The 23,436-nt window shown below is 64.9% G+C and carries 23 protein-coding genes and 4 tRNA genes; 5 read left to right on the forward strand and 22 right to left on the reverse strand.

The annotated features are described in order from the left end of the window. Window positions 1-91 precede the first annotated feature (91 nt). The 5 genes from ABCN01_RS02910 to ABCN01_RS02930 all read left to right on the forward strand — a co-directional run bounded on the left by ABCN01_RS02910 (window position 92) and on the right by ABCN01_RS02930 (window position 4,648). Window positions 92-820 carry a lantibiotic protection ABC transporter ATP-binding protein gene (locus ABCN01_RS02910; protein WP_055250122.1) on the forward strand — a complete coding sequence of 243 codons (729 nt, stop codon included), beginning with the start codon at window positions 92-94 and terminating at the stop codon, window positions 818-820. Next, window positions 817-1,587, forward strand: a complete 771-nt coding sequence (locus tag ABCN01_RS02915; RefSeq protein ID WP_342996799.1) for an ABC-2 family transporter permease — start codon at window positions 817-819, stop codon at window positions 1,585-1,587. Before ABCN01_RS02910 ends, ABCN01_RS02915 begins: the two co-directional genes overlap by 4 nt. Next, a complete protein-coding gene (locus ABCN01_RS02920; protein ID WP_342996800.1) occupies window positions 1,587-2,402 on the forward strand; it encodes an ABC-2 family transporter permease in 816 nt (271 codons plus the stop codon). The genes ABCN01_RS02915 and ABCN01_RS02920 overlap by 1 nt, the downstream gene beginning before the upstream one ends. A gap of 159 nt (window positions 2,403-2,561) precedes the next feature. Next, window positions 2,562-3,224 (forward strand): response regulator transcription factor, encoded by a 663-nt coding sequence (locus tag ABCN01_RS02925; protein WP_342996801.1) that lies wholly within the window; start codon window positions 2,562-2,564, stop codon window positions 3,222-3,224. A gap of 26 nt (window positions 3,225-3,250) precedes the next feature. Next, window positions 3,251-4,648: a sensor histidine kinase gene (locus ABCN01_RS02930; RefSeq protein WP_342996802.1), complete on the forward strand. Its 1,398-nt coding sequence runs from the start codon at window positions 3,251-3,253 to the stop codon at window positions 4,646-4,648. A gap of 606 nt (window positions 4,649-5,254) precedes the next feature. On the opposite strand, the gene ABCN01_RS02935 is transcribed toward ABCN01_RS02930, so the two are convergent. The 22 genes from ABCN01_RS02935 to ABCN01_RS03040 all read right to left on the reverse strand — a co-directional run bounded on the left by ABCN01_RS02935 (window position 5,255) and on the right by ABCN01_RS03040 (window position 23,434). Further along, window positions 5,255-5,331 (reverse strand) — tRNA-Pro (locus ABCN01_RS02935). Window positions 5,332-5,411: 80 nt separating this feature from the next. Then, a complete protein-coding gene (gene coaBC, locus ABCN01_RS02940) occupies window positions 5,412-6,626 on the reverse strand; it encodes a bifunctional phosphopantothenoylcysteine decarboxylase/phosphopantothenate--cysteine ligase CoaBC (protein ID WP_343014182.1) in 1,215 nt (404 codons plus the stop codon). A 2-nt stretch (window positions 6,627-6,628) separates the two neighbouring features. After that, entirely contained in the window at window positions 6,629-7,348 is a 720-nt protein-coding gene (locus tag ABCN01_RS02945) for a zinc ribbon domain-containing protein (RefSeq protein ID WP_342996804.1), read from the reverse strand. Continuing rightward, a complete protein-coding gene (locus ABCN01_RS02950) occupies window positions 7,345-8,154 on the reverse strand; it encodes a Nif3-like dinuclear metal center hexameric protein (RefSeq protein ID WP_342996805.1) in 810 nt (269 codons plus the stop codon). The genes ABCN01_RS02945 and ABCN01_RS02950 overlap by 4 nt, the downstream gene beginning before the upstream one ends. Further along, entirely contained in the window at window positions 8,151-9,329 is a 1,179-nt protein-coding gene (locus ABCN01_RS02955) for a cysteine desulfurase family protein (RefSeq protein ID WP_342996806.1), read from the reverse strand. The genes ABCN01_RS02950 and ABCN01_RS02955 overlap by 4 nt, the downstream gene beginning before the upstream one ends. A gap of 6 nt (window positions 9,330-9,335) precedes the next feature. Next, window positions 9,336-10,007, reverse strand: coding sequence for a ribulose-phosphate 3-epimerase (gene rpe, locus ABCN01_RS02960; protein WP_342996807.1), 672 nt, complete (start codon window positions 10,005-10,007; stop codon window positions 9,336-9,338). Between the two features lie 18 nt (window positions 10,008-10,025). Beyond that, window positions 10,026-11,033, reverse strand: coding sequence for an NAD(P)H-dependent glycerol-3-phosphate dehydrogenase (locus tag ABCN01_RS02965; RefSeq protein ID WP_342996808.1), 1,008 nt, complete (start codon window positions 11,031-11,033; stop codon window positions 10,026-10,028). 9 nt (window positions 11,034-11,042) lie between these two features. Next, a complete protein-coding gene (gene plsY, locus ABCN01_RS02970) occupies window positions 11,043-11,726 on the reverse strand; it encodes a glycerol-3-phosphate 1-O-acyltransferase PlsY (RefSeq protein ID WP_342996809.1) in 684 nt (227 codons plus the stop codon). Continuing rightward, window positions 11,719-13,053: a ribosome biogenesis GTPase Der gene (gene der / locus ABCN01_RS02975; protein ID WP_117769693.1), complete on the reverse strand. Its 1,335-nt coding sequence runs from the start codon at window positions 13,051-13,053 to the stop codon at window positions 11,719-11,721. Before der ends, plsY begins: the two co-directional genes overlap by 8 nt. 10 nt (window positions 13,054-13,063) lie before the next feature. Then, a complete protein-coding gene (locus ABCN01_RS02980; protein WP_342996810.1) occupies window positions 13,064-14,506 on the reverse strand; it encodes a DUF512 domain-containing protein in 1,443 nt (480 codons plus the stop codon). A gap of 2 nt (window positions 14,507-14,508) precedes the next feature. Then, complete coding sequence (locus ABCN01_RS02985) at window positions 14,509-15,408, reverse strand: 4-hydroxy-3-methylbut-2-enyl diphosphate reductase (protein WP_342996811.1); 900 nt, start codon at window positions 15,406-15,408, stop codon at window positions 14,509-14,511. A 2-nt stretch (window positions 15,409-15,410) separates the two neighbouring features. Next, window positions 15,411-16,139, reverse strand: a complete 729-nt coding sequence (locus ABCN01_RS02990) for a lysophospholipid acyltransferase family protein (RefSeq protein WP_342996812.1) — start codon at window positions 16,137-16,139, stop codon at window positions 15,411-15,413. Window positions 16,140-16,142: 3 nt separating this feature from the next. Continuing rightward, complete coding sequence (gene cmk, locus ABCN01_RS02995) at window positions 16,143-16,829, reverse strand: (d)CMP kinase (protein WP_342996813.1); 687 nt, start codon at window positions 16,827-16,829, stop codon at window positions 16,143-16,145. 66 nt (window positions 16,830-16,895) lie between these two features. Next, window positions 16,896-17,864: a pseudouridine synthase gene (locus ABCN01_RS03000; RefSeq protein ID WP_342996814.1), complete on the reverse strand. Its 969-nt coding sequence runs from the start codon at window positions 17,862-17,864 to the stop codon at window positions 16,896-16,898. After that, window positions 17,851-18,570, reverse strand: a complete 720-nt coding sequence (gene scpB, locus ABCN01_RS03005) for an SMC-Scp complex subunit ScpB (protein WP_342996815.1) — start codon at window positions 18,568-18,570, stop codon at window positions 17,851-17,853. Before scpB ends, ABCN01_RS03000 begins: the two co-directional genes overlap by 14 nt. An 11-nt stretch (window positions 18,571-18,581) precedes the next feature. Beyond that, window positions 18,582-19,394 (reverse strand): segregation and condensation protein A, encoded by an 813-nt coding sequence (locus ABCN01_RS03010; RefSeq protein WP_342996816.1) that lies wholly within the window; start codon window positions 19,392-19,394, stop codon window positions 18,582-18,584. Window positions 19,395-19,478: 84 nt separating this feature from the next. Further along, window positions 19,479-20,162: a site-2 protease family protein gene (locus tag ABCN01_RS03015; protein ID WP_342996817.1), complete on the reverse strand. Its 684-nt coding sequence runs from the start codon at window positions 20,160-20,162 to the stop codon at window positions 19,479-19,481. 9 nt (window positions 20,163-20,171) lie between these two features. Further along, window positions 20,172-20,468, reverse strand: coding sequence for a hypothetical protein (locus ABCN01_RS03020; protein WP_342996818.1), 297 nt, complete (start codon window positions 20,466-20,468; stop codon window positions 20,172-20,174). Beyond that, the gene (locus ABCN01_RS03025; protein WP_342996819.1) at window positions 20,455-22,488 is read right to left on the reverse strand and encodes an ABC-F family ATP-binding cassette domain-containing protein; all 2,034 of its coding nucleotides are present in this window, start codon (window positions 22,486-22,488) and stop codon (window positions 20,455-20,457) included. Before ABCN01_RS03025 ends, ABCN01_RS03020 begins: the two co-directional genes overlap by 14 nt. A gap of 75 nt (window positions 22,489-22,563) precedes the next feature. Continuing rightward, window positions 22,564-22,636, reverse strand: a tRNA-Ala gene (locus ABCN01_RS03030). Window positions 22,637-23,087: 451 nt separating this feature from the next. Further along, window positions 23,088-23,163, reverse strand: a tRNA-Ile gene (locus tag ABCN01_RS03035). A gap of 198 nt (window positions 23,164-23,361) precedes the next feature. Beyond that, window positions 23,362-23,434 (reverse strand) — tRNA-Ala (locus ABCN01_RS03040). Window positions 23,435-23,436 lie beyond the last annotated feature (2 nt).

Raw genomic sequence — 23,436 nt, forward strand, 5'->3', positions numbered from 1 at the left:
AACGCGCCCCACCATGGATGGTGAACCCGAAAGGTAAGACGCGCGGGCACGGTGAATCGGCCCGCGCGCCCGGAAGAGAAAGGATAAACCCATGGGTTACATGCTCGAGACGCGCGGGCTCACCAAGCGCTTCGGCCGCGGCGACCAGGCGCAGGATGCCGTGGCCGACGTGAGCCTTCATATCCGCGAGGGCGAGGTGTACGGGCTGCTCGGTCCCAACGGCGCCGGCAAGTCGACAACGCTCAAGATGATCTGCGGGATGCTGCGGCCGACGGCCGGGGAGATCCTCTTTGCCGGGCACGCCTGGCGCCGCGAGGACCTCTACGCAATCGGCAGCCTCATCGAGGAGGCGCCACTCTACCCCAACCTCACCGCGCGCGAGAACCTGCGCGTGCGCACCACGCTGCTGGGCCTTCCCGAGAGCCGCATAGATGAGGTACTCGCCGCCGTGGACCTCGCGGACACCGGGAAGAAGCGCGCCGGGCGCTTCTCGATGGGCATGCGGCAGCGCCTGGGGCTCGCGCTGGCGCTGATCGCCCGGCCACGCCTGCTCGTGCTCGACGAGCCCACCAACGGCCTCGACCCCATCGGCATCGAGGAGCTGCGCGACCAGATCCGCGGCTTCGCAGCGGCGGGTACGACGGTGATCGTCTCGAGCCACATCCTCTCCGAGGTGCAGCAGATGGCGGACACCATCGGCATCATCTGCGGGGGGCGCCTCGCCTACGAGGATGCGCTTCGGCCCGGGCAGGACCTCGAGGAACTCTTCATGAGCTTCTGTCGGGAAGGGCGACGAGCACGCGGGGAGGTGGCGGCATGACGGGCGAGAAAGGCGGCCTGCTCGCGGGCCTGCGCGCCGAGGCCCTGAAGTCGCGCCACGCGGCACCGGTTCGCCTGGCCGTGCTCATGGCGCTGCCGATGCCGCTGCTCGGCGCGATGCCCTATCGGGGCGTGCAGATCTTCAGCGCGTGGAACTACTGGTACGCGCTCTTCCTGCCCGTGTCTCTCTCGCTCGTGGTGGCGTGCGTCGCGCGGGCGGACGCTCGCGCGCGGATGCGGGGGCTTCTGGGCCTGGGCTTCCCGCTCGGGCGCGCCTGGTGGGCCAAGGCACTCTGGTGCCTCGCGCTCTGCACGCTCTCGAACCTCGTGGTCTTCGGCATCTACCTCGCGGGATCGGCGTTCTCCTCGCAGGGCCTCACGGCCGCGGGCACGCTCACGATGCTCCTCTGCGCGCTCGCCAACACGGTGACCGCGGCGTGGATGATCCCCGCAGGGCTCTTTCTCACGGCGCGGCTCGGATTGCTCGCGGGCATCTTCTGCCCGCTCGCCGCGCAGCTCGTGGGTGGGTTCGCCTGGTCGTTGGTGCCGCTGCCGCAGCTCTTTCCGCCGTCGGCGAGCATGGTCATCCCCACGAGCTTCATCCCCGTGCTGCCGAGCGGCGAGCCACTCGCGGCGGACATGGCGCTCGGCGGGGCGCTCGCGGCGGATGGCATGCTCACGCTGGCGGGCCTTGCGGTCAGCGCGCTCGCGTTCGCCGCGCTCACGGCGGCGGGCGCGGCCTGGTTCGCGCGCTCCGAGGAGAGGTGATGGCCGTGACACGACTCTCCGACCCGACGCCGCGCATGACTCTCTCGCGGGCCCTGCTCTCCGAGGCCCTGCGCCTTGCGCGCTCCCCGCTCGCAGTGGTGCACCTCGTCTGCGGCCTGGCGGCCGGTCTTGCCTGCGGCGAGTACTTCTCCATAGCCCGATGGGACCCGGCGCTGGGCGCGGACGCCTACGTCCAGTTCCTCGGCGCCCTCATGCCGCTCATGTCCGCCATCGTCTGCGGGCTCGCCGTGGACGATGAGCGCGCTGCCGGGCGTCTCGCCAACCTCACGGCGGTCCCCTCGCGCGGGCGCGCCGTCGCGGCGAAGCTACTCGCCCTTGCGGCGCTCGGCGCGGGCGCGCTGGCCGTGGCGCTCGGCGTGTTCGGGGCCGTGCTCGCCGTTGCCGGGCGCCTGCCGCTCGGGCCCGCTCCGCTTGCGGCCGCTTGGGCGGGCATCGTGCTGGGCAGCCTGCCCCTCTACGCGCTGGGGCTCGGCGTGGCCCTGCGCCTCGGCCGCAACGCCGCCATCGGCGCCGGCGCGGCGGGTATGCTCCTCGCGTTCTTCTCAGTGGGCGGACTTGCGCACGGCCTCATGACCGGCGAGCTCACCGGTGCCTTGGCGACGCCCCTGAGCTGGGTGCCGCTCGCCTGGCCCGCGCGCCTGGGGTCGCTCGGGGTGGAGGCCTTCATCGACGCCGCACGCGCGGCGGGCCCTCTCCTCACGACTGCGCTCGCTAGCCTCGTGCTCACCCTGGCAGCCGACGCCGTCCTTCTTGCCTGGTTCTGCCGCTTCGAGGACGGGAGGGCAGATGCGTAGGAGGCCGCTCGCCGCCATGCTCGTCCTCCTCTCCGCAGCGCTCGTCCTAGGCGGGAATGCCCTGCTCGACGCCGGCTGGGGGTCGGCGCTGCGCGCAGGGCTCTGGACCGCTGAGCGCGGCGCTAGTACAATTCCGACGAGAATTTCAGGAGGTCGAACATGGCGAGGATACTGGCAGTGGATGATGAACGGGCGATCCTCGACGCGCTCGCGCGCGTCCTCGGCCGCGACGGCCATGAGGTCGTCAGGGCGACGGACCCGACGTCGGTCCCGGGGATGGACCTCTCGCGCTTCGACCTCGTGCTCTGCGACGTCATGATGCCGGGGCTCGACGGCTTCGAGCTCGTGCGGCAGATCCGCCCGGACTTCGACGGGCCCATCGTCTTCCTGACCGCGCGCGTGGCCGAGGAGGATGCCGTGGCCGCCTACGGCCTGGGCGCCGACGACTACGTCCGCAAGCCCTTCGGGGCCGCGGAACTGCGCGCCAAGGTCGCGGCCCATCTGCGCCGTGAGCGCCGGCCGCGCTCGCACGCCCTCTCCTTCGGGGAGGTGCGGATCGACCTCGGGGCGCGCGGTCTCGCCGTGGGCGGCGAGGCCGTGCCGCTCACGCCCACCGAGTATGCCATCTGCGAGTACCTCGCCCGCCACCCCGGGCAGGTCATGAGCCGCGCGCAGATACGCGAGGCGGTGCTCGGCTGGGAGAGCGACGCCGACGACGCGGCCATATCCATGCAGGTCAGCCGCGCCCGGAGGAAACTCTCCGAGGCCGGCGCCGATCCGATCGCGACCGTCTGGGGGATGGGGTACAAGTGGCAGCTCTGAGGACAGGAGCGCGAGGTCGCGGGGGCATGCCGCTCTCCTTCGTCATCGCACGCTACTTCGCCTACGCGTTCGCTGCGGTTGCTACGGCGTGGCTCGCCTCGTTCATGGCGCTCTCCGCGGCGATCAATGCGGGCTTCGTCTACGAGGCAAGCTGGGGGCCGGCCAATGCGCGCGAGGTCGCGGAGGGCCTGGCACGCGACGGCGTCTGCGGGCAGCAGGACGTGCCGACGGCGTACCGCTACCTTATCCTGAACAAGGACGGATACGTGCTGATGACAGACCTCGAGGGCACGCGGCTCGAGGACGCGACGGAAATGGCCCGTACGGCACTCGCCGCGGATCCGGGCACAGTGGAGATCGAGGGCGGGGGTTCGGGCCTCACCTACGCCGCGTTTCCGCTCAAGGGCGGCGGGGCCTGCGCACTTGTCAGCGAGTACCTGCCGCAGTGGGTCTCGCGCGATCTCGCCGGCCTGCTTCCCAACCCGCAGAGCCTCATGCTCGTCGGCGCCACGGCGGGAAGCGCGCTCGCGCTCGCGCTCGTGGCGCGCCGCGCGAGCCGCGTGATCTCGCGCAAGATGGCGCCGCTCGCGGAGGCGGCGGGGCGCGTCGGCGCGGGGGAGCTCGACTTCGCGGTCGGCAGCACCAACGTGCGCGAGGTGAACGACGTCCTCGCCGCGATGGACGCCATGCGGGCCTCCCTCGCCGAGTCGCTCGAGGCCCGCTGGGCCGCGGAGCGGGGGCAACGGGAGCAGATGGCGTCGCTCGCCCACGATCTCAAGACGCCGCTCACCGTGCTGCGCGCCAACGCCGACTTCGTGGCGGAGGAGCTGGAAGACGAGAAAGACGCCGACCTCGCGGCCGCCGCGCGCGACATAGCCGGCAGTGTCGAAAGGCTTGACGGCTACGTACGTCTGCTCATCGAGGCCTCGCGCGGGTCCGGCGGGGCGGAGAGGGCCCCCATGCGGCCGGCCGAGCTCTGCGAGCAGGTCCTCGCCGAGGCCGCCCAGATCGCCCGGGCGCGAGGCGTGACGCTCGACGCAGCCACGGGCCCCGCTGTCGCGGGCGCGCCCGAGGCCCCACTCGACCGAACCACCCTGGCGCGAGCCGCCGCGAACCTCGTGGCCAACGCCGCCGAGCACGCGCGCTCGCGCGTGGTGGTCTCCTGCGACGTCGCTGGTGGATACCTCGTCATCGAGGTCGCCGATGACGGACCGGGCTTTTCTCCCGCCGCCCTCGAACGCGGCTGCGAGCGCCTCTTCACAGACGACTCCTCCCGCTCCTCGCGCGACGGAGGCCGCCACTACGGGCTCGGCCTCCACGTCGCCTCCGAGGCCGCGAGCGCCCACGGGGGCTCCGTCTCGCTCGCCAACGGCCCTTCGGGCGGCGCGGTGGCCACCATCGCGGTCCCCCTGTGCAGGGTCTGACGACTTCCTCGATGTCTTCCTCGACTGCGATATGTCGCTCGCCGAGGCCGCGACGAGATGGTGTTGCGTCTGCCCCGTTTGGTGCTTCTAGCTCAAATTTGATCTTATGTAAGGCCCGTGCAATCCTGCATGGGCCTTTCTTTTGGCAATTGCTCGACCGATTCGTGGCTTGAAACCAAATAATCGAGTTAAGGAGACATGGGGTCACACAGCGGCTCTCAGAGCGCCTGCCGCACTCCCCCGCCATTACCCCTGCGATGTCCTCGTATGGCGTCCATCCTGCTTGGTGTTTCGTTGCAACCGCTCACTTGTCCACCGATCAAGTGAAGTACTGGAATAAATACAGCGACACGCTTGTTCGTTACAGTCGCTATATCTGTGTAAATCGCCGCGATAGATACAGCCCGTACTCGACTGTATACCAGCTACGCGTATGTAGATTCATATCGCGTTAATAAATCGGCTCAAGCGCGTGCAAAACGCGCAAGTAGCCGCAAAAGGCGATTGTCGCGCAGGTAGATTTTTGGCACCCTGTTGCTTAAACAAAATTAAGCAATTGCTTAAAACAAAAAAGGTCAGGCACTAGGTGCCTGACCTGCAAACTTCTGGTCGGGACGACTGGATTCGAACCAGCGACCCCTTGACCCCCAGTCAAGTGCGCTACCAAGCTGCGCCACGTCCCGAAGCTTTTGTTTGTTGCTCTGCTCTCGCTCGCAACAGGGAGTATATTAACCCGAAACTTTAGACTTGTGCAAGAACTTTTTTACAATTTTTGAAGCAAGTCCAAAATTGTATCTGCGAGCTGGGGTTTTGTTAGCACGGGAAGTTCCTGTGTACCCGCTGTGCTCACAATCCAGGCCTTGTTAGTGTCGGTACCAAAGCCTGAATCGGCGCGCGAGACATCGTTGGCGATAATGGCATCGCAACCCTTGCGGGCCAATTTGCGCTCGGCGTACCCGACAACGTTATCGGTCTCGGCCGCAAATCCGATCACGCATCGCTCGCCCTTCTGGCGCGAGAGCTCGGCCAAAATATCGACCGTTTCGACCAGTTCGATGCGATCCAAGGGCTCGTTGGACTTTTTGAGCTTATGGTCGGCAGGAGCGGCGGGGGTGTAGTCGGCGACGGCGGCCGCGCAAATGGCCGCATCGGCCGTCTGGAAGGCGCTCAGCGCCGCCCGGAGCATCTCTGCGGCGGTCTGCACGCGTACGCACGCCACGCCGCGGGGAACATCGAGCGATGTCGGTCCCAGCACGAGCGTGACCGCAGCACCGCGGCGAGCAGCCTCCCCCGATAGGGCGATGCCCATCTTGCCCGAAGAGCGGTTGCCAATGAAGCGCACCGGGTCGATCGGCTCGTGCGTGGGGCCGGCGGTAATCACGATGCGCTTACCTGCCAGGTCCTGAGGCGCGGGGTTGAGCACCTCGCATACAGCCTCGACGATGTCCTCGGGCTCGCTCATGCGTCCCGTGTCCACGTCGCCGCAGGCAAGGTAGCCGCTGCCGGGTCCCACCACATGGACACCGCGCTCGCGCAGCGTGGACATGTTGGCCTGTGTCGCCGGCGCCTTCCACATGCCGTTGTTCATAGCGGGTGCGATCACGATGGGTCGCGGCGTCGCAAGTAGCGTGGTGGAGATGAGGTCGTCGGCGATGCCGTTGGCCATCTTGGCGATGATATTGGCCGTCGCGGGCGCCACGACCACCAGATCGGGCTCTTGCGCCAGCGAAATGTGGTGGATGGGGTCGGAGGGGTCGTCGAACAGGCCTACGGCGACGGGCTCGTTGGTGAGCGCACGGAAGGTGAGCGGGCCGACAAACTCGGTGGCATGCTCGCTCATAACGACCTTGACGCGCGCGCCGCGCTTTTGGAGCTGGCGCACGATATTGCACGACTTATAGGCGGCGATCCCGCCGGTAATGCCCAGCAGGATCGTTTTTCCCTCAAGTTGCATTGAATTGTTGGATGCCGCCGTCATCGCTAGGCTTCCTTGCTCGGGAGTACCAGGAGGCGGTGGCAGTACGGGCAGTGCGTAATCTCACTACCGTCGTGGTTGAGGTCGCTCATGGACGATGCCTGCAGCGCTGTGTGGCAGACCGTGGGGATGTTGCCCTGGATGGTCTCGACGGCCAGGCCGCGGAACTGCTTGAGCAGACGCTCGTAGTCGGTGAGCACGACGGTCGGCAGCGTGGCGGCAAGCGCGGTGCGCTCCTTAGTGGCGGCGTCAATCTGAGCCTGCAGGTCGGCAGCCTTGGCGCGGGCAGCCTTGGTATCGGCCTTCACGCCCTCCTCGAACTTGGCGATGATTGCCTGCGCGCGGGCCTCGCGGTCGAGCGCCTCCTTATGGGCAACAACGACGTCCTTGCGGGTGTGCTCAATCTTGTCCAGACGCTTGGCCAGGGTGGCGAGTTCATTCTCCAGGTCCTGAACCTCGCGGTAGTCGGAGCCGTCGACGTGGCGCTTCTTGGCAGCCTCGATGGCGTTGTTGGTTTGAATCTCGGTGGTGTTGAGATCGTCGAGCTCAATGTCCAGATCCTTGCGCTGGGCGTAGAGCTTGGTCATCTCGGACTTGAGCTTCACATAGGTCTTACGCTTGGAAGCGAGCTCCTTGAGCTCCGGCATATTGGCAAGTTCGCTCTTGTTGCGGGCGAGCTCCAAATCGATCTGTTGCAGCTTGAGTAGCGTAGCGCCGGCGCTCATAAGTTCTCTCCTTTTGTCACAGTCCACCATTGGCAAGGGTTCAGTATTTTAATCGCATGACGGGGGTCGACCCCGGCGTCAACTGCAGAGTTCATCAATATATCAACGAACGGCTCTTCGGAGCGGTCGTGGCCGAGCAAAATCACCGGCAGCCCGCGCAAGGCAAGGTCTTGCGCCACGTGGTAGCCCGCCTCGCCGGTTACGATGACATCTGCGCCCGCGTCGATGGCGAGCTCTCCAAAGTCGCCCACGGAGCCGCCCAAAATAGCGACGGTACGGCATGCGTGCTCGGCTTCGCCCCACACACGCGGGTCGCTGCCGAAGGCCGTGGCAGCACGGGTAGCAAGATCGCGCAGTGTGCACGGGTCGTTGAGCGTTGCAAGCGCGCCCAGGCCGGTGGCCTCGGGGTCGTCCACGTGCTCCAGTGAGCTCACGGGTGCGGCACCCAGCAGCTTGCTCAGGAAGACACGGGCTTCGTGCGAGCGGTCCAGGTTGGTGTGGAGCGATATGATGCTCACGCCGCAACGCGCTGCCTCGTAGAGCGCCGCGCTGCATTGGGGGCGTGCGGCATCCGCCGGACAAAAGGCCTCAGGCGCCTTGATGTATATGGGATGATGCGTCAGCAGCACGTTGGCGCCGGCCTCCTGGGCGCGGTGCACATTGGCTTCGGTCGCATCGAGCGCGCAGACAACGCCGGTAATCTCCGCGGCCGGATCTCCCACAGATAGCCCAACATGGTCCCAACTCTCGGCATCAGTCTTGGGATAGCGTGCCAGCAGCGCGCGCTCAAGCTCGGCGACGATCATGCGGCGCCTACGATCGAGAGCAGCGTCTGGGCAAACTCGTCCAGATCGTCCGGATTCACGCGGTCATCGAACGAGATGCGAAGAGCGCCGAGAGCTTGCTCGCGACCGATGCCCATCGCGCTCAAAACGTGGCTGGGGTCCATACTGCCGCTCGAGCACGCCGAGCCTGCCGATACCTCAAAGCCGGCAGCGTCGAGCTTGATGATGAGCTCCTCGGAGTCCATGCCGTCAATGTGGATCGATACCATGCCGGGCAGACGGTCGGTCTGCGTGTAGTCGCCCATCGTGGCGTGAATGCGCGGATGGGCCGTAAGCGTGGCGTAGAGCTTGTCGGAAAGGGCTTGCAGCTTCTCGCGCTCCTCGGCCACATGGGGCGTCAGCGTGCGGGCGGCAGCGGCAAAGGCGAGCTGCGTGCGCAGGTCCTGCGTGCCGGCACGTCGTCCGGCTTCCTGTCCACCGCCAAAGATTCGGGGGCGCAGCGGCGTGCGGTTCTTAAGGTAGAGCGCGCCGGATGCCACAGGGCCGCCGATCTTATGCGCGGCAACGGACATGGCATCGACGCCCAGCTTGGTGACATCGAGCGGAATATGCAAATAGCCTTGGATGGCATCGGTGTGGAACAGGGCGCCTGCGGTGTGCGCAGCCGCGGCAAGCTCGCGGATAGGCTGTACCACGCCGGTCTCGTTGTTGGCGGCCATGATACTCACGAGCGCGACGTCGTCGCCGAGCAAGTCGCTCAGCGCGGCGGTCTCGATGTAGCCCGCACGGCAGGGCTGCACCAGATCGACGGTAAAGCCGGCGGCGCACAGCAGCGGCAGGTTGTCAAGGATCGAATCGTGCTCAATCGCCGACACGATCACGCGGTCGCGCTTGCGATCGCGCTGACGAGCGCCCTCGGCAAGTCCGAGGAGCGCCAGCTGGTTTGCCTCGGTGCCGCCGTTGGTCAGGACGATCTCGGACGGGCGGACGCGTGCGCCAAAGCTTCGGGCGATCTCGCGACGGGCAACTTCCAGGCGTGCGGCGGCCTTGCGTCCAAGCGAGTGCAGCGAGTTGGGGTTGACGCCGGCAAGCTCGCTGTCGTCGTACTCGCGCTGCGCAAGGAGCGCCTCGGCGCGCATGGGCGTCGAGGCGGCATAGTCAAGATTCACGGGTATGCGGTTTTGACCTGCGGTCATAAGGGTTTATGCCTCCTGTGCGGCCTCGTTGCCCAGCTTCTGCAGCAGCGCAACCTCGGCAGCGGGGTCTTCGGACTTAAATACGGCGGAACCGGCCACCAGGACGTTGGCGCCAGCCTTGACGACCTCGGCAATGTTCTTGGAAGAGATGCCACCGTCAACCTCGATCAGGGGCGACACGCCGTGGCGCTCACACATGGCCTTGAGCTCGTGGAGCTTATGCAGAGTGCCCGGGATAAAGCTCTGGCCGCCAAAGCCAGGGTTCACGCTCATGAGCAGCACCATGTCGACAACGTCGATGATGCTCTCGAGCACGCAGACGGGCGTGGCGGGGTTGAGCACCACACCGGCCTTGACGCCGCGCTGCTGCAGGTGCGTGAGCGTGCGGTGCAGGTGCGTGGAGGCCTCGTAGTGCACGGTGATCATGTCTGCACCGGCGTCGGCGTACCAATTGACCGTCTCGTCGGGGTTCGACACCATCAGGTGCGCGTCGACCGGCACGTCGGTGGATCGCTTGACGGCCTTGAGGATATCGACGCCAAAGGTGAGGTTGCCGGTAAAATGACCGTCCATGACGTCGAAGTGCACAAAGTCGGCGCCGGCGATCTTGTCGAGCTCGCCCTTGAGGTTGGCCATGTCGGCCGAAAGGACAGACGGAGCGATTTTAATGGAACCCATGGTAGAAGCCTTTCTGCGTTAGTCGGTGAGTCCGTAGAACTCTTGAGAAGGGACGCGATCGGTAAGAATCTCGAGTGCCCTATCCAAAGTAACACCGTTGTAGAGCGTTTGCTCCACGGCAAAGGTGAGCGGAATGTCTACGCCCAGTGAACGGGCGAGCTCGCTGACGCTGCGGGCCGCGACGGCGCCTTCGACCACCATATGCGTGCGCGTCTGATACTCGTCGAGCGACACGCCGTGGGCAAACTCGTAGCCAAAGGTGCGGTTGCGCGAATGCTCCGAGGTGCAGGTGGCAATGAGGTCGCCCATGCCGGCAAGTCCCATGCAGGTCATAGCTTGACCGCCGCGGGCGTGCACCAGACGGCTGATCTCGACTAGGCCGCGCGTCATGATGAGGGCGAGCGTGTTGTCGCCCGCGCCGGTGCCGGCGGAGATGCCGCACACGATGGCGATGACATTTTTCATGGCGCCGCAGACCTCGACACCGGTCATGTCTTGCGACAGGTAGATGCGGAAGGCCGTGGAAAGCAGAAGCTCCTTAAAGGTCTCCCCCACCTGCTGGTCTTCACTGGCGATGACGGCGGCAGAGAGCCCGCCGCGGCAGATTTCCTCGGCATGGTTGGGGCCCGAGAGCGCCGCCACGCGCGCCTCGTTGCCGATTTCGCTGGCAATGACCTCGCTCATGAGCAGGCCGGACTCGGGCTCGATGCCCTTGGTGAGGCACAGAACCGGCGTCTCGTCCGCGATGAACGGTGCCGCCTGGTGGCAGACATCGCGCAGGTGCGTCGAAGGCACGACAAAGATGATGGCCTCCGCGCCGTCGAGCGCCTGGGCCAAGTCCGTCGTGGCGACAACGTTTTCCGGCAGCACGTAGTCCACAAGATAGCGGGGATTACGGTGCTCGCCGTTAATGCCGGCGGCCGTCTGCTCGCTATGGGCCCACATGGTCACGCGCTCGGCTCGCGCGGCGGCAAGGCCGGCGACGGCCGTTCCCCAGGAGCCGGAGCCAATCAGCGCAACATTCATGACTCTCTCCTACTTATCGTCGGGCTCGGTGACGCGCTTGGTAAACGAGAGCTTGGACTCCTTACCCGTCATGAGCTTTTTGATGTTCGCACGATGGGCCCACACCACGGTAATGCCGATCAGCGCCATGCAAAACTTAAGTCCCAGGCTGCTATACGGAAAGACCGCGCAAGCAGCGATGGGAAGACCGATGGCAGCGGCAAGCGAGCCCACCGACACAAACTTGGTGATGGCGACGGCCACGATAAACATGCCCAGCAGCGAAAGTCCGATGGGCCAGTACCAGGCGAGGATGACGCCCAGACCAACTGCGATGCCCTTGCCGCCATGGAAGTTGAGGTAGGGCGAGAAGATATGGCCCCACACGGCTGCCAGGCAGATGACGCCGAGCATCCAGTCGCCGGTGGCACCGGGGGCCATAATGCTCACGGGGAAGCCATAGCCCAAGTCGGCAATGAGCGGACGCGCGATAAGGACGCAGATGGCGCCCTTAAGGCAGTCGAGCAGCAGCGTGAGCGCGGCCACCTTGGGGCCGGCCACGCGCAGGGCGTTGGTGGTGCCGATGTTGCCGGAGCCCGCCTTACGAATGTCCGTGTGGTTGAACACGCGGCCCAGGATCAGACCGAACGGAATCGCCCCGATAAAGAACGAGACCACGGCGCAGATGGCGGTCAGAAGAATCGGATTATGCATCCTTTTGCTCCTTCTTCCTAAAGAAGAGTCGAATGGGCGTGCCGGCAAAGTCGAAGGTCGAGCGCATGCGGTTCTCCACGTAGCGCTGGTAGGTGTCGTTGACCAGGTCACTGTGGTTGACGAAGAACGTGAACGTCGGCGGGTTGACGCCCGTCTGGGTCACGTAGTGCATACGCAGGCGGCGCTTGCCGTCCACCACGGTATGACCGAACTCGCGCAGGTCGGTGAGGAACGTGTTGAGGCGTGAGGTACTGATCTTTTGCGAGCGCGTCTTTTCGGCCGCGTCGACCATCGACCAGATCTTCTCGACGCTACGGCCGGTCAGGGCTGAGATGCGCAGGTACTGGGCCCAGGGAGCCATGACGCCCAGACGGCGGTCGACGGTCTCCATGCAGGCCTCGCGCTTGCGGTCATCGTCGAGCAGGTCCCACTTGTTGAGCAGCACCACGATGGCGCAGCCGCGCTCGATGGCAAGACCCATGACCTTCTGGTCCTGCTCGGTAACGCCCACGGAGGCGTCGACGACGAGCAGCGCCACGTCGGCGCGGTCGATGGCGCGCAGGCCGCGGACCATGGAGTAGTACTCGATGTTCTCGTACACGGTGCTCTTCTTGCGAATGCCCGCGGTGTCGACCATGCGGTAGTGCTTGCCGTTGCGCTCCACGACGGTGTCGATGGCGTCGCGCGTCGTGCCGGCAATGTTGGACACGATAGAGCGGTCGGCGCCCAGGATGCGGTTGAACAGCGACGACTTACCGGCGTTGGGACGGCCGATGATGGCGACGTTCAGCGCGTCGGGGAACTCATCGGCGACCTCGTCCTCTTCCTCCGGAAGCAGGGCCACGATGTCATCGAGCAGGTCGCCCGTGCCGTGGCCATGCAGGGCCGAGAGCGGCGTGGGCTCGCCGATGCCGAGCGAATAGAACTCCCAGATGCTGTCGTTTTCGCGATCGGGGTTGTCGAGCTTGTTCACCAGCAGAAAGACCGGCTTGTCGCAGCGCTTGAGCATGCGGGCGACCGACTCGTCCTCCTCGGTGACGCCGGTGCGGCCGTCGACCACAAACAGGATGACGGCGGCTTCCTCGGCGGCGGCGAGCGCCTGGTCGCGGATGGACGTGGCAAACACGTCGTCGCTCTTGAGCGGCTCGATACCGCCCGTGTCGACGATGGTGAACTCACGACCGTTCCAATCGGCCGTGTGATACGAGCGGTCGCGCGTGACGCCGCGGGACTCGTGGACGATGGCGTCCGAGGTCTGGGCCAGGCGGTTAACGAGCGTGGACTTGCCCACGTTGGGGCGTCCGACGACGGCGACGATAGGTTTCATCTGCTCTCCTTTAATGGGTAGGGTCAGTGGAATTAGTAGAGTCGGCAGGCACAATGCCAAGGATATGCTCCAGGGTATCGAGCAGCTCATGCGGCATGGTCGATACCACATGAACCTCGGCGCCGCGACTGGTAAGGCTCGCGAGTAAATCGTCACGATGATACTCGTCGAGCGTCATGCCGTCAGCGTTGAACATGAGCTTAGGCACAAAGAGCATAACCCCCGACAGATCTTGGGGCAGCTGCTCCAGAATGTCACACGCGACGATGAGGCCGGTCACGTCCACGTTGCCGCCAAAGTAGCGGTTCTTGATGGCAGTGACGGTACCGCCGAGGCCATGCGGCGACTCCACAAAGCGGGCCACCGTGTCGCGTGCGCTGGCGCCCGAGAGGCATAGAAGGCGCTGGTTGCGCTCGGCGATGCCAGCGCGGACGCGGGCCAGACGCTCGGCGTCGGCGGCAAGCACGTCGTCGGTCTCGTCTAGATACGAGCGGATCATGCCAATGCCGTCGTAGTACTGCGGGTAGCCGTCGTAAAAGTCCGCCTCGGGCGGCTCGATGCCGGCATCCAAGTAGAACTCGTCGCTCATCTGGAAGGTGTGGCGGCCAAAGCGCTCGAAGGCACGGTCCTGGAAGGGACGGATCATGGCAATGGTCTCGCGCGCCAGCTCGGGTTTGTCGCTGTAGGACCAGCTAAAACGGTTCTGATGCTTGGTAAAACCGAGCGGCACAATGCCCAGGCTGGTGATTTGCTCGTGCTCCTCGCAAAAGCGCAGGGTCTTTTCCAGCTCCTCGCCGTCGTTCATGCCGGGGCACAACACGATCTGCGCATGAATCTCTATGCCGGCGGCCATGATGGCTTCGAGCACGTCCATGCCTCGCTGGGCGTTGCGGCCCATCATGCGGCGGCGGACGTCGGGGCTCACGGCATGGACCGACACGTTCATGGGACTCATGTTGCGTTGGATGACGTTTTGAACATCTTCGTCGGTGAGGTTCGTGAGCGTGACGAAGTTGCCCTGCAAAAAGCTTAGGCGATAGTCGTCGTCGCGAATATAGAGCGTTGAACGGCCGCCCTTGGGGAGCATCGTCATAAAGCAGAACACGCAGGCGTTTACGCAGGTGCGCATGCCATCGAAGATGGGGCCGTCGAACTCTAGCCCCCAGTCTTCGCCCGGGAAGCGGTCGAGCTCGACGGGGGTGACGCTGTTGTCGCGCGGGTCGAATACCTCCAGATCGACGGTGTCGTCATCTGCCTCCCAGAGCCACACGATCATATCGGTAAGCTGCTCGCCGTTGACCGTAAGTACGCGCATGCCCGGCTCGATACCCACATCCCACGCGGGCGATTCGGGACGCACGTTCTTTACGAGCGCGCCCTCACCCGGCTCGGGGTCGCGGCTGCGCCCGTAATCGGCCACCTCGGCGGCGTATGCGGGTACGGTCTGGTCCATGATTAGCGGCAAAGCTCCTTGATGCGCGTGACGGCGCGCTCGATGTGTTCTTGCGGGGTGGAGGCTCCGGCGGTGATGCCGATGTGGTGAGCGTCGGTAAACCACGCGGCCTGGAGCTCACTTGCCTCCTCGATGTGATGCGTGTGCTCACAGACATCGGCGCAGATCTGTGCCAAGCGGCGGGTGTTGCCCGAGTTCTTTCCGCCCACAACGACCATGCAATCACAGCGGTTGGCCAGTGATGCGGCCGCCTGCTGACGCTCGCTCGTGGCGGCGCAGATCGTGTTGATCACACGCAGCTCCTGCACGCGCGGGGTGATGGCGGCCACGACCTCGGCGAGGTTCTGCGCGGTCTGGGTGGTCTGCACAACCAGGCCCACCTTGCCCTTGAGCGGCAGCGCGTCCGCATCGGCAGCGCAACTCACGACCTGCGCGTTATCACCAGCGTGGCCCAGGATGCCCTCCACCTCGGGATGGCCCGGCTCGCCCACGACGAGTACGCGGTAGCCCTCGCGCACCAGCCGCTCGGCGGCCACGTGGACCTTCTTGACGTAAGGGCAGGTGGCGTCGACGACGTTAAGGCTACGCTTGCGGGCAGCATCGATGACCTGCGGCACCACACCGTGGGCGCGGATGATCACGGTGCCAGTTGCGGCATTATCCAGGTTCTCGGCCAAGCCAACGCCTGCCTTAGCGAGCTCGCGTACCACGATGGGGTTATGGATGAGCGGACCCAAGGTATGGACCTGAGTGCTCTCCCCTGCCTGCGGCGCGGCGGCCAGCGCCATGTCGAGCGCGCGCTGTACGCCGTAGCAAGTGCCGGCGTGGGCGGCGATCTCGATGGAAGGCGCGGTGGCCTGGTCGGACGCAGTCGCGGCGGTGTTCGTCACGTTCTCGCTCATGGCTAGAACCTGCCCGGATGCTCGTCGCATAGATCGTCTCGCATGGCGTAGACGCGGTTCATGGCCTCGGACTCAAACCAGGCCAGGCGTTCCTTGCGCTTGAGCTCAGCCGGCGCATCGGATAGTGAGATGGCCTTGCCGGCGCGGATCCAGCACTTTTTGGGGCGCATGAGCTTTTTGCCCGCAGGCGTGATATCGGACCAGCCGCAGATGGCGAGCGGGTTGACGGGCGCCTTGCCCATCTGAGCGATGAGCGCAAATCCGCCGTGGACCTCGGGCTTGATCTCGCGCGAGCGGATGCGCGTGCCCTCGGGGAAGATCAGGACGTCCTCGCCGCGCTGCAGCGCATGCTGGGCGGCGCGCAGGCACTTCATGTCGGCGGTGCCGCGCTCGACGGGAATACCGCCCACACGGCTAAAGGCCCAGCGCACGATCTTGCTCGTGGCAAACTCGGATTTAAAGATAGGTCGAATGCGGCGGCCGCTAAAGAACAGTGCCGTCTCCACGGCCAAGAGTTCAGCCATCGAGGTGTGGTTACAGATGACCACACTGCCGCGGCCTTCCTGGCGCTCAAACAGCAAGTCGCTGTCCTCGACTTTCCAGCGCCACATGAGCTTGGAGAAGGCCCACAGGATGCCCATGACCACGGCAACGGTGCCGCGGATGAGCGCTGGGAACTCGGCGTAGGGGGCGTTGTAGTAATCCTCGGGCGTCTGCTTAAACAGGCGCATGGGCTACCTCCTTTGGTTGATGAGGTCCTCGATTATCGAGACGACCTCGTCGATGGTGTGGGCGGTGGAGTCGACGTGCACGGCGTCCTCGGCAGGCACGAGCGGTGCGACCTCGCGGCTGCTGTCGAGCTTGTCGCGCTGCTTGAGGGCATCGAGGGTCTCGTCGACCTCGGCCTCGAGCTGCTCTTCGGTGAGGGGCTGGGCGTCGTTTTGGTGGCGCTGCAGCACGCGACGGCGGGCACGTTCGCGCGGGTCGGCGGTCAGGAAGACCTTGACCTGTGCGTTGGGGAACACGACGGTGCCGATGTCGCGACCCTCGGCGACAATGTCGCGGTCCTCAGCGGCGCGGCGCTGATGGATAAGCATGGCGGCGCGCACGCCCGGGTAGGCCGAGACCTTGGAGACGTTGGCGTCCACCTGCGGGGTGCGGATGGCAGCCGAGGCGTCCTGGCCGTCGATGGTCAGGCGCGTGTCCTCGCCGGTGCCGTTGGTAAAGCGAATCTCGATCTGCTCGGCGAGGGCGTCGATGGCCGCCTCGTCATCCAGGTCGATGCCGCGGTCGAGCGCGGCGAAGGTGACGGCGCGATACATGGCGCCCGTGTCGAGCTTGTTAAAGCCCAGCTGGCGGGCGATCTCCTTGGCGATAGTGGACTTGCCGGAACCGGCGGGGCCGTCGATGGCGACGATCATGCAATGCTTCCTTTCGGTGGTTGACGTGCTGGTATGGGACGCGGGCGCTGCTGCTTGGCGGATCGCCTAGCCCGTGTAGCGCTCGCGGTAGGTGTTGCGCTTGGGCGCGGAGCCGTGGCTACCATGGTGGCGCGTGCGTGCCGCGGGCGTGTCTTGGGGCTTGCCGCTGTTGCGCTTGGCGCTCGCCTGCTTGGGCAGGATGCCACCGCTTTTGAGGATCTGCACCTCGCGGTCGGTGAGCTCGCGCCACGAGCCCTTGGCCACGCCCTCGAGCTCAAGGCCGGCAAAGTTGCAGCGATGCAGGCGGATCACCGGATGATGAATCTTGCTCAGCATGCGCTTGACCTGGTTCTTGCGTCCCTCGCGGATAATGACCTCCACGGCGGTGGTGTCGGGCTTGACGCCCTGTGGCGCCACAGCCTCGGCCTCGCGCGCGGTGATGACGCGGCAGATTGCCGGCTGGCATAGGCCGTCGTCGAGCTCGATGCCACGGCGGAGCGGGTCTAGATCGCGGTCGGCCAGCTGCCCGTCCACCAGCGCCTGGTAGGTCTTGTAGACGTGCTTACTGGGGTGCAGCAGGTCCTGCGACAGGTCGCCGTCGGTGGTAAAGAGCAAAAGGCCCGTGGTGTCGCGGTCCAGACGACCCACCGGGAAAAGTCCCGGAAAGCGGTCGCGGGGGACCAGATCGGCCACGCAAGGGCGCTCCTGCGGGTCGCTCATGGTGGTGAGGTAGCCGGTCGGTTTATAGAGCATCAGGTACACGGCGCCCTGGTTGAGCTTGACGGGCATGCCGTCGACCTCGATATGGTCGCGGTCGACGTCGACCTTGGTGCCCAGTTCGGTCGCGACCTGGCCGTTGACGGTCACGCGGCCGGCGGTCATCAGGTCCTCCGAGCCGCGGCGGCTCGCCACGCCCGCGCGCGCCAAAAAGCGCTGCAGGCGCATAGTGTGCGGATAGACGGGCTGGGCGTCGGTCCCGGGCGCGCCCGGGACGCCGGCGGTGCGCGTCTCCCCTGCTTCGTTAGTCCTCGTCATGTAAATCCTCCGAGGTCTCGTCGACGACCAGGGTGCCCTCATCTTCGACTGCCTCAACATCGGTATCGAGCAGTTCACGCTCTTCGTCCAGGTCCTCGGCCTGCTCCTCGAGCGTGGACTGAATACTGCGGCCGCTCAGGCGCTCGCGGATAAACTGACGCGATTGCTCGTCGGGGGCAAACTGCTCCAGGTCGGGCAGGTCGCGGGTTGAGCGCAGGCCGAACTTTTCCAAGAAGGCGTTGGTCGTGCCGTAGATGATGGCTTGACCGCGCTGGGGATCGCGGCCGAGCTCACGCACCAGACCCTTGTCCACGAGCGACGCGATGACGCCGTCGGAATTGACGCCGCGGATGCCCTTCACCACCTCGCGTGTCACGGGTTGGTGGTATGCGATGACGGCCAGGGTCTCGAGTGCCGCCTGCGAAAGTTTTTGCGTGTCCCAGCTCAGCACATAGGCCTCGACCACGTCGTGGTAGGCGGGGTGCGTAAACAGGCGCCAGCCGCCGGCGACCTCGCGCAGCTGAAAGCCGCGGTTGGCCTCCTCGTACTCAACCTTGAGCTCGGCGAGCAGCGACGCGCACTCGCCGGGGGCGATATCCAGCGCGCCTGCCAGCGCGGGCGCGCTCACCGGGTCGCTCGACACCACCAGCAGTGCCTCGAGGGCGCCTTTGAGGCTGTTTGCCTCCAGCGTGGAAAGGGTTGACATGGTTGCGGCTCCTATTCGGTGAGCTCGGGGCCCTCGCCGGGCACATAGGCCCCGGCGCCCTCGACGCGGTTGATGCGGATGGTTCCAAAAATCTCGTCCTGGCTCAGCGTGAGCGAGCCGCGCTTGGCGAGCTCGAGCATGGCCAGGAAGGTGACGACGAGCTGCTCGGTGGTGGCATCGCCGTCCAGTAGCTCGCGGAAGGTGCAGGTTTGGTGCGCCATGGTAAAGCGGTCGACTGAGGCCACGGTCAGGTCGAGCGGCACGCGATGCGGTGCCACATGCTCGGCCTCCAGCAGGAAGGTTTGGCGCTTGCCGTCCAGGTCGGCACAGATGACAGCGAGACCGCGCAGGGTAATGCCGGCCAGATAGTCGGGCATAAGGCCTAGGAACTCGGGATCGGGGCCGGCCACACGCGGGTGCATGCGGCTCTCGGCTTGCATGCGGGCACCGAGGGCCGCAGCCGCGCCTTTAAACTGCTTGTAGGCAATCAGGCGCTGGATCAGGACCTCGCGCAAGGCGTCGCCGTCGAGCGCGCTGAGTTCCTCGAGGTCTTCGTCGAACTCGTCATCGTCGTCATCGACTTTGTGCGGGGCCTCCTGCGGCACCAGAGAGGCGGCCTTGATGTCCAAAAGGGTTGCCGCGACCAGCAAAAAGTCGCTCGCCACGTCTAGGTCCAGCGCCTCGATGCGCTCGGCCTCGGCAAGGTACTGCTCGGCCACCTCGCTGATAGAGATGGCGCCGATGTCTACTTTTTGACGGGTTACCAGCTGCAGCAGCAGGTCGAACGGTCCGCTGTAGACCTGCGTCGACACGCGATACGACATCTTCGACCTCCTTTGACGGCGCCTTCGCGGCGCGGTTTGGGTGCATGTTACGACCGTTTTGCATGGTCGACCTGTTAGTTTACCTTAGATGCCGGCGATTGCGAAGTTAAGCAGCTGCTCAGCGAGCGGATACACGGTAACGTCGAAATAGCGGCCGATTACGTCGATGCCGGTCCACATAGGCAGCAGGTACAGCACAAGGATGAGGATGGGCATAGCGTATTGTTGCAGACGGTAATAGTTGTTGAGCGCCTTGCCCTTGAGGAAGGGCACGATGATCGACGAGCCGTCAAGCGGCGGGATCGGGATGAGGTTGAAGAACGCGAGCGACAGGTTGACCACGATAAACGTGGCACCGAAGTTCATGATTTGCGACGCCACGGTAAAGGACATGCTGACATAGAGGTTGCCATAGGCCAGGTGCATGAGGGCTGCGGCCAGGCACGCGAGCGCGATGTTCGATGCGGGGCCGGCCGCGCTCACCAGGACCTCGTCGCGTTTGGGGTGCTTAAGGTTGTTGAGGTAGACGGGCACGGGCTTGGCGAAGGCAAACACCGGGCCACCGGCTGCGAGCATGAGCAGCGGCAGGATGATGGTGCCAAACGGGTCGATATGGTTGATCGGGTTGAGCGAGACGCGGCCGCGCGAGCGAGCCGTCTTATCGCCGAGTGCCCAGGCCGCGGCGGCGTGCGCGCTCTCGTGGATCACGATGCCCAGGATGACGGCGACCGCGCTGGCGAGCAGGTTCATGAGGTAGCTGCTGGACATGGCACTCCCCTAGCGGACGCGGCGCGAGGCGCGCGTGAGCAGGTAGTCAATTACAAACAGAACCACAGCGACGATGGCGTAATCCAGGCGGAAGACGCCGCCAAACGGTGAGGTGATGACGCCGTAGCCGGCGATGGCGCTCGGCAGTGCGCGCGAAAGCTCGACGACAAAGCCCACGATCTGCAGCTTGGCGGTCAGGCCGCTGAAGCACAGCAGCACGGTCATCGCGCTCATGAAGATGCCGCAGATGCGACAGGCGATGGCGGTGATGCTCATCGCCACGGCAGCGGCCTTACGAGAGTTCACGCGCGGTCTCCTCTTCGATCTGGGTGGAAAGTTCCAGCCATTCGTCCTCCAGCTTGGGTAGCTCTTGCTTAAGGCCGTTATATTCCCCCAGCGCGGCGTTGAACTTGTCCTGATCGGCATAAAGCTCTTCGCTTGCCATCAATTCCATAAGCTCGTCATAGCGGGCGCGCTTTTTGTCGAGCTCGGCTTCGATCTTCTTGAGATGGTTGCGCACGCCCTTGAGCTTTTTGTTGAGCGCAGCGCGGGCCTGGGCCTCGGCGCGCTTTTGCTCCTTGGTCTTTTTGCCCTCGGCAGGCTTGGGGGCAGCTGCGGGGGTGTCGGCCTGGGCGGCGCAGGCTTTGGTGGACTTGGCCGTGGCCGGTGCACTCTCCCCTGCCGCCTCGGCGGCGGCGCGGGCTGCGAGGTCCTCGCGCTTGTAGAGGTAGTAGTCGTAGTCGCCGTCGTAGACCGTGACCTTGCCATCGCGGATGTCTATGACGCGGTTGGCAACGGCGCGTACCAGGTGCTCGTCGTGGCTGATCAGCACGATGGTTCCGGGGAAGTTCTGCAGGGCGTTCTCGAGCATGTCCACCGAGTCGATGTCTAGGTGGTTGGTGGGCTCGTCCAGGCACAGGAGCGCCTCGGGGGCCACGAGCATCTTTGCCAGGGCCAGACGCGCCTTTTCGCCGCCGGAGAGGACGCGTACCTGCTTCTCGATGGAATCGTTGTCGCTAAACAGGAAGGCACCCAGCAGGCTGCGCTGCTGCGGCACGGTCCATTTGGGCGTGACGGTGTCGATCTCTTGGAGGACGGTATTGGACTCGGTCATGCCCTCGAGCGCGTGCTGGGCGTAGTAGGCGACGCCCACGTTGGTGCCCAGGTCGCGGGTGCCGGTGGTGGGCGGCTCCAGGCCGGCGAGGATCTTCATGAGCGTGGACTTGCCGGCGCCGTTGGGGCCGACGAGCGCAACATGCTCGCCGCGGTAGAGCTTGAGGTCGATGTCACTGTAGATGTGCTTGTCGCCGTAGGACTTGGACACGCCCTCGAGCCCTACGACCATGTCGCCGGAGCGCGGTGGGTCGGGGAACTTAAAGTCGATGTGCTTGTGACCCTCGGGCAGGATGACAAGCTCCTTTTTGATCTGCTCGATCTTGCGGATGCGCTCCTGGGCCTGGGCGGCCTTGGTGGGCTTGTAGCGGAACTTATCGACGAAGACCTGCATGTGGGCGATGTCGCGCTCCTGGGCGGCGCGCTTGGCGCGCATTTGCTCCAGGTTGTCCTCGCGCTGCTTAAGGTAGCTGCTGTAGTTGCCGGTGTAGGTGGTCACGCGACGGTTTTCGAGTGCGGCGACATGGTCGACGCAGGCGTTCATGAAGGCGCGGTCGTGGCTGACGATGAGGACGGCGCCGTCGTAGTTGGCGATAAAGCCGCGCAGCCACTGGACGCTTTCGAGGTCCAAGTGGTTGGTGGGCTCGTCCAGCAGCAGCAGGTCGGGGTGGCGCAGGAAGAGCTTGGCGAGCGCGATACGCATCTGCCAGCCGCCCGAGAACTCGGAGCAAGGGCGCTCAAAGTCGGTGACCTTAAAGCCCAGGCCGGATAGGATTTTGCGGGCGTTGCTCTCGAGTTCGTAACCGCCCAGATGCTCAAAGCGGTCCTGGACCTGGCCGTACTCGTTGAGGAGGGCGTCGACGTCCTTGCCCTGCTCGGAGAGCTCGGCGATCTGGGCCTGCAGCTCGTTGGCGCGCTCGCCCATGCGGCGGATTTCCTTGGCGGCGGCCATGACCTCGGCAAGGATGGCGGTGTCCTTTTGCTCCAGGTTGGTTTCCTGTTCCAGGTAGCCCACCTGGCAGTCCTTGGCGTACTGGACCTGGCCGGCATCGGGGCTGTCGATACCCATGATGATCTTGAGCATGGTGGTTTTGCCGGCGCCGTTGGGTCCCACAAGCGCGAAGCGCTCGCCGGGGTTGATCTGGAATGACGCGCCGCTAAAGAGGACGCGTGCGCCGAAGCTTTTTTCGATCTTGTCGACCAGGAGGATCATGGTGCCGCCTTTGACCTTGTGTGCCTATATGAAAAAAGGCCCCAACTTGCGTTGGAGCCTCATTCAATGCTCGGGTGGAGACGAGGGGGATCGAACCCCTGACCTCTTGACTGCCAGTCAAGCGCTCTCCCAGCTGAGCTACGCCCCCGTGCGAAGAAGTACTATACGGGAACTCCCCCGCCGATGCAAGGACAATTTTGGAAAAACTTTCGGCGGCGCGAGCGCGTATGCGGGACGGGCCCCAAGAACGAGGGGCCGGCGGCGTGGCCGTCGCCCTCCTTCCCGGCACCCGCCCGGGCACCCCCGGGGACCTCCCGCCACGGATGCGGCCCATCTACTACGTTTGGGCGGCATCCCCCGACCATGGCGTCACGGGTAAAAATAAAACCGCAGGTAGACGGCCTGCGGTTTTCGCGAAATACGGGGTATGGTCGAGGGGCCGGGGCTAAACGTAGTAGATGGGCCGGTTCCGTGGCGGCAGCATCGCGCACAGCCGACCGAGGGCGCTCGGAAGTGAGCAGACACGCTATTTGTATGTGAAAACCACTGCGATGTAAAAGAAAACAGACCAGACATATTGCCTGGCCTGTTGAAAAACCTGGTGGGCCCTCCGGGATTCGAACCCAGAACCCAGGGATTATGAGTCCCCTGCGCTAACCGTTGCGCCAAGAGCCCTTATAAAGTAGTTGTCGCGGTTGGGTTGGAAGAACTACTTCCAACGTTATGAACCACGTCGTGAAATACTACCATGCACGCGGCACCCGTTCAACGCACGATCTTGTCGACCAGGAGGATCATGGTGCCGCCTTTGACCTTGTGTGCCTATATGAAAAAAGGCCCCAACTTGCGTTGGAGCCTCATTCAATGCTCGGGTGGAGACGAGGGGGATCGAACCCCTGACCTCTTGACTGCCAGTCAAGCGCTCTCCCAGCTGAGCTACGCCCCCGT

It is taken from the genome of Collinsella aerofaciens, assembly GCF_039062365.1.
In the GTDB taxonomy this organism is placed as follows: domain Bacteria; phylum Actinomycetota; class Coriobacteriia; order Coriobacteriales; family Coriobacteriaceae; genus Collinsella.

Excerpts from the sequence above, each read along its gene's own strand:
- ABCN01_RS02930 (WP_342996802.1), top strand. The coding sequence starts at position 3,251 with ATGCCGCTCTCCTTCGTCATCGCACGCTACTTCGCCTACGCGTTCGCT.
- plsY (WP_342996809.1), bottom strand. The coding sequence starts at position 11,726 with ATGCATAATCCGATTCTTCTGACCGCCATCTGCGCCGTGGTCTCGTTC.
- ABCN01_RS02965 (WP_342996808.1), bottom strand. The coding sequence starts at position 11,033 with ATGAATGTTGCGCTGATTGGCTCCGGCTCCTGGGGAACGGCCGTCGCC.
- coaBC (WP_343014182.1), bottom strand. The coding sequence starts at position 6,626 with ATGACGGCGGCATCCAACAATTCAATGCAACTTGAGGGAAAAACGATC.
- ABCN01_RS02980 (WP_342996810.1), bottom strand. The coding sequence starts at position 14,506 with ATGGACCAGACCGTACCCGCATACGCCGCCGAGGTGGCCGATTACGGG.
- ABCN01_RS03010 (WP_342996816.1), bottom strand. The coding sequence starts at position 19,394 with ATGTCGTATCGCGTGTCGACGCAGGTCTACAGCGGACCGTTCGACCTG.
- ABCN01_RS02985 (WP_342996811.1), bottom strand. The coding sequence starts at position 15,408 with ATGAGCGAGAACGTGACGAACACCGCCGCGACTGCGTCCGACCAGGCC.
- cmk (WP_342996813.1), bottom strand. The coding sequence starts at position 16,829 with ATGATCGTCGCCATCGACGGCCCCGCCGGTTCCGGCAAGTCCACTATC.
- ABCN01_RS02945 (WP_342996804.1), bottom strand. The coding sequence starts at position 7,348 with ATGAGCGCCGGCGCTACGCTACTCAAGCTGCAACAGATCGATTTGGAG.
- ABCN01_RS02910 (WP_055250122.1), top strand. The coding sequence starts at position 92 with ATGGGTTACATGCTCGAGACGCGCGGGCTCACCAAGCGCTTCGGCCGC.
- ABCN01_RS02955 (WP_342996806.1), bottom strand. The coding sequence starts at position 9,329 with ATGACCGCAGGTCAAAACCGCATACCCGTGAATCTTGACTATGCCGCC.
- ABCN01_RS02920 (WP_342996800.1), top strand. The coding sequence starts at position 1,587 with ATGGCCGTGACACGACTCTCCGACCCGACGCCGCGCATGACTCTCTCG.
- ABCN01_RS02915 (WP_342996799.1), top strand. The coding sequence starts at position 817 with ATGACGGGCGAGAAAGGCGGCCTGCTCGCGGGCCTGCGCGCCGAGGCC.
- ABCN01_RS03000 (WP_342996814.1), bottom strand. The coding sequence starts at position 17,864 with ATGACGAGGACTAACGAAGCAGGGGAGACGCGCACCGCCGGCGTCCCG.
- ABCN01_RS03025 (WP_342996819.1), bottom strand. The coding sequence starts at position 22,488 with ATGATCCTCCTGGTCGACAAGATCGAAAAAAGCTTCGGCGCACGCGTC.
- scpB (WP_342996815.1), bottom strand. The coding sequence starts at position 18,570 with ATGTCAACCCTTTCCACGCTGGAGGCAAACAGCCTCAAAGGCGCCCTC.
- ABCN01_RS02990 (WP_342996812.1), bottom strand. The coding sequence starts at position 16,139 with ATGCGCCTGTTTAAGCAGACGCCCGAGGATTACTACAACGCCCCCTAC.
- ABCN01_RS02950 (WP_342996805.1), bottom strand. The coding sequence starts at position 8,154 with ATGATCGTCGCCGAGCTTGAGCGCGCGCTGCTGGCACGCTATCCCAAG.
- ABCN01_RS03015 (WP_342996817.1), bottom strand. The coding sequence starts at position 20,162 with ATGTCCAGCAGCTACCTCATGAACCTGCTCGCCAGCGCGGTCGCCGTC.
- rpe (WP_342996807.1), bottom strand. The coding sequence starts at position 10,007 with ATGGGTTCCATTAAAATCGCTCCGTCTGTCCTTTCGGCCGACATGGCC.
- der (WP_117769693.1), bottom strand. The coding sequence starts at position 13,053 with ATGAAACCTATCGTCGCCGTCGTCGGACGCCCCAACGTGGGCAAGTCC.
- ABCN01_RS02925 (WP_342996801.1), top strand. The coding sequence starts at position 2,562 with ATGGCGAGGATACTGGCAGTGGATGATGAACGGGCGATCCTCGACGCG.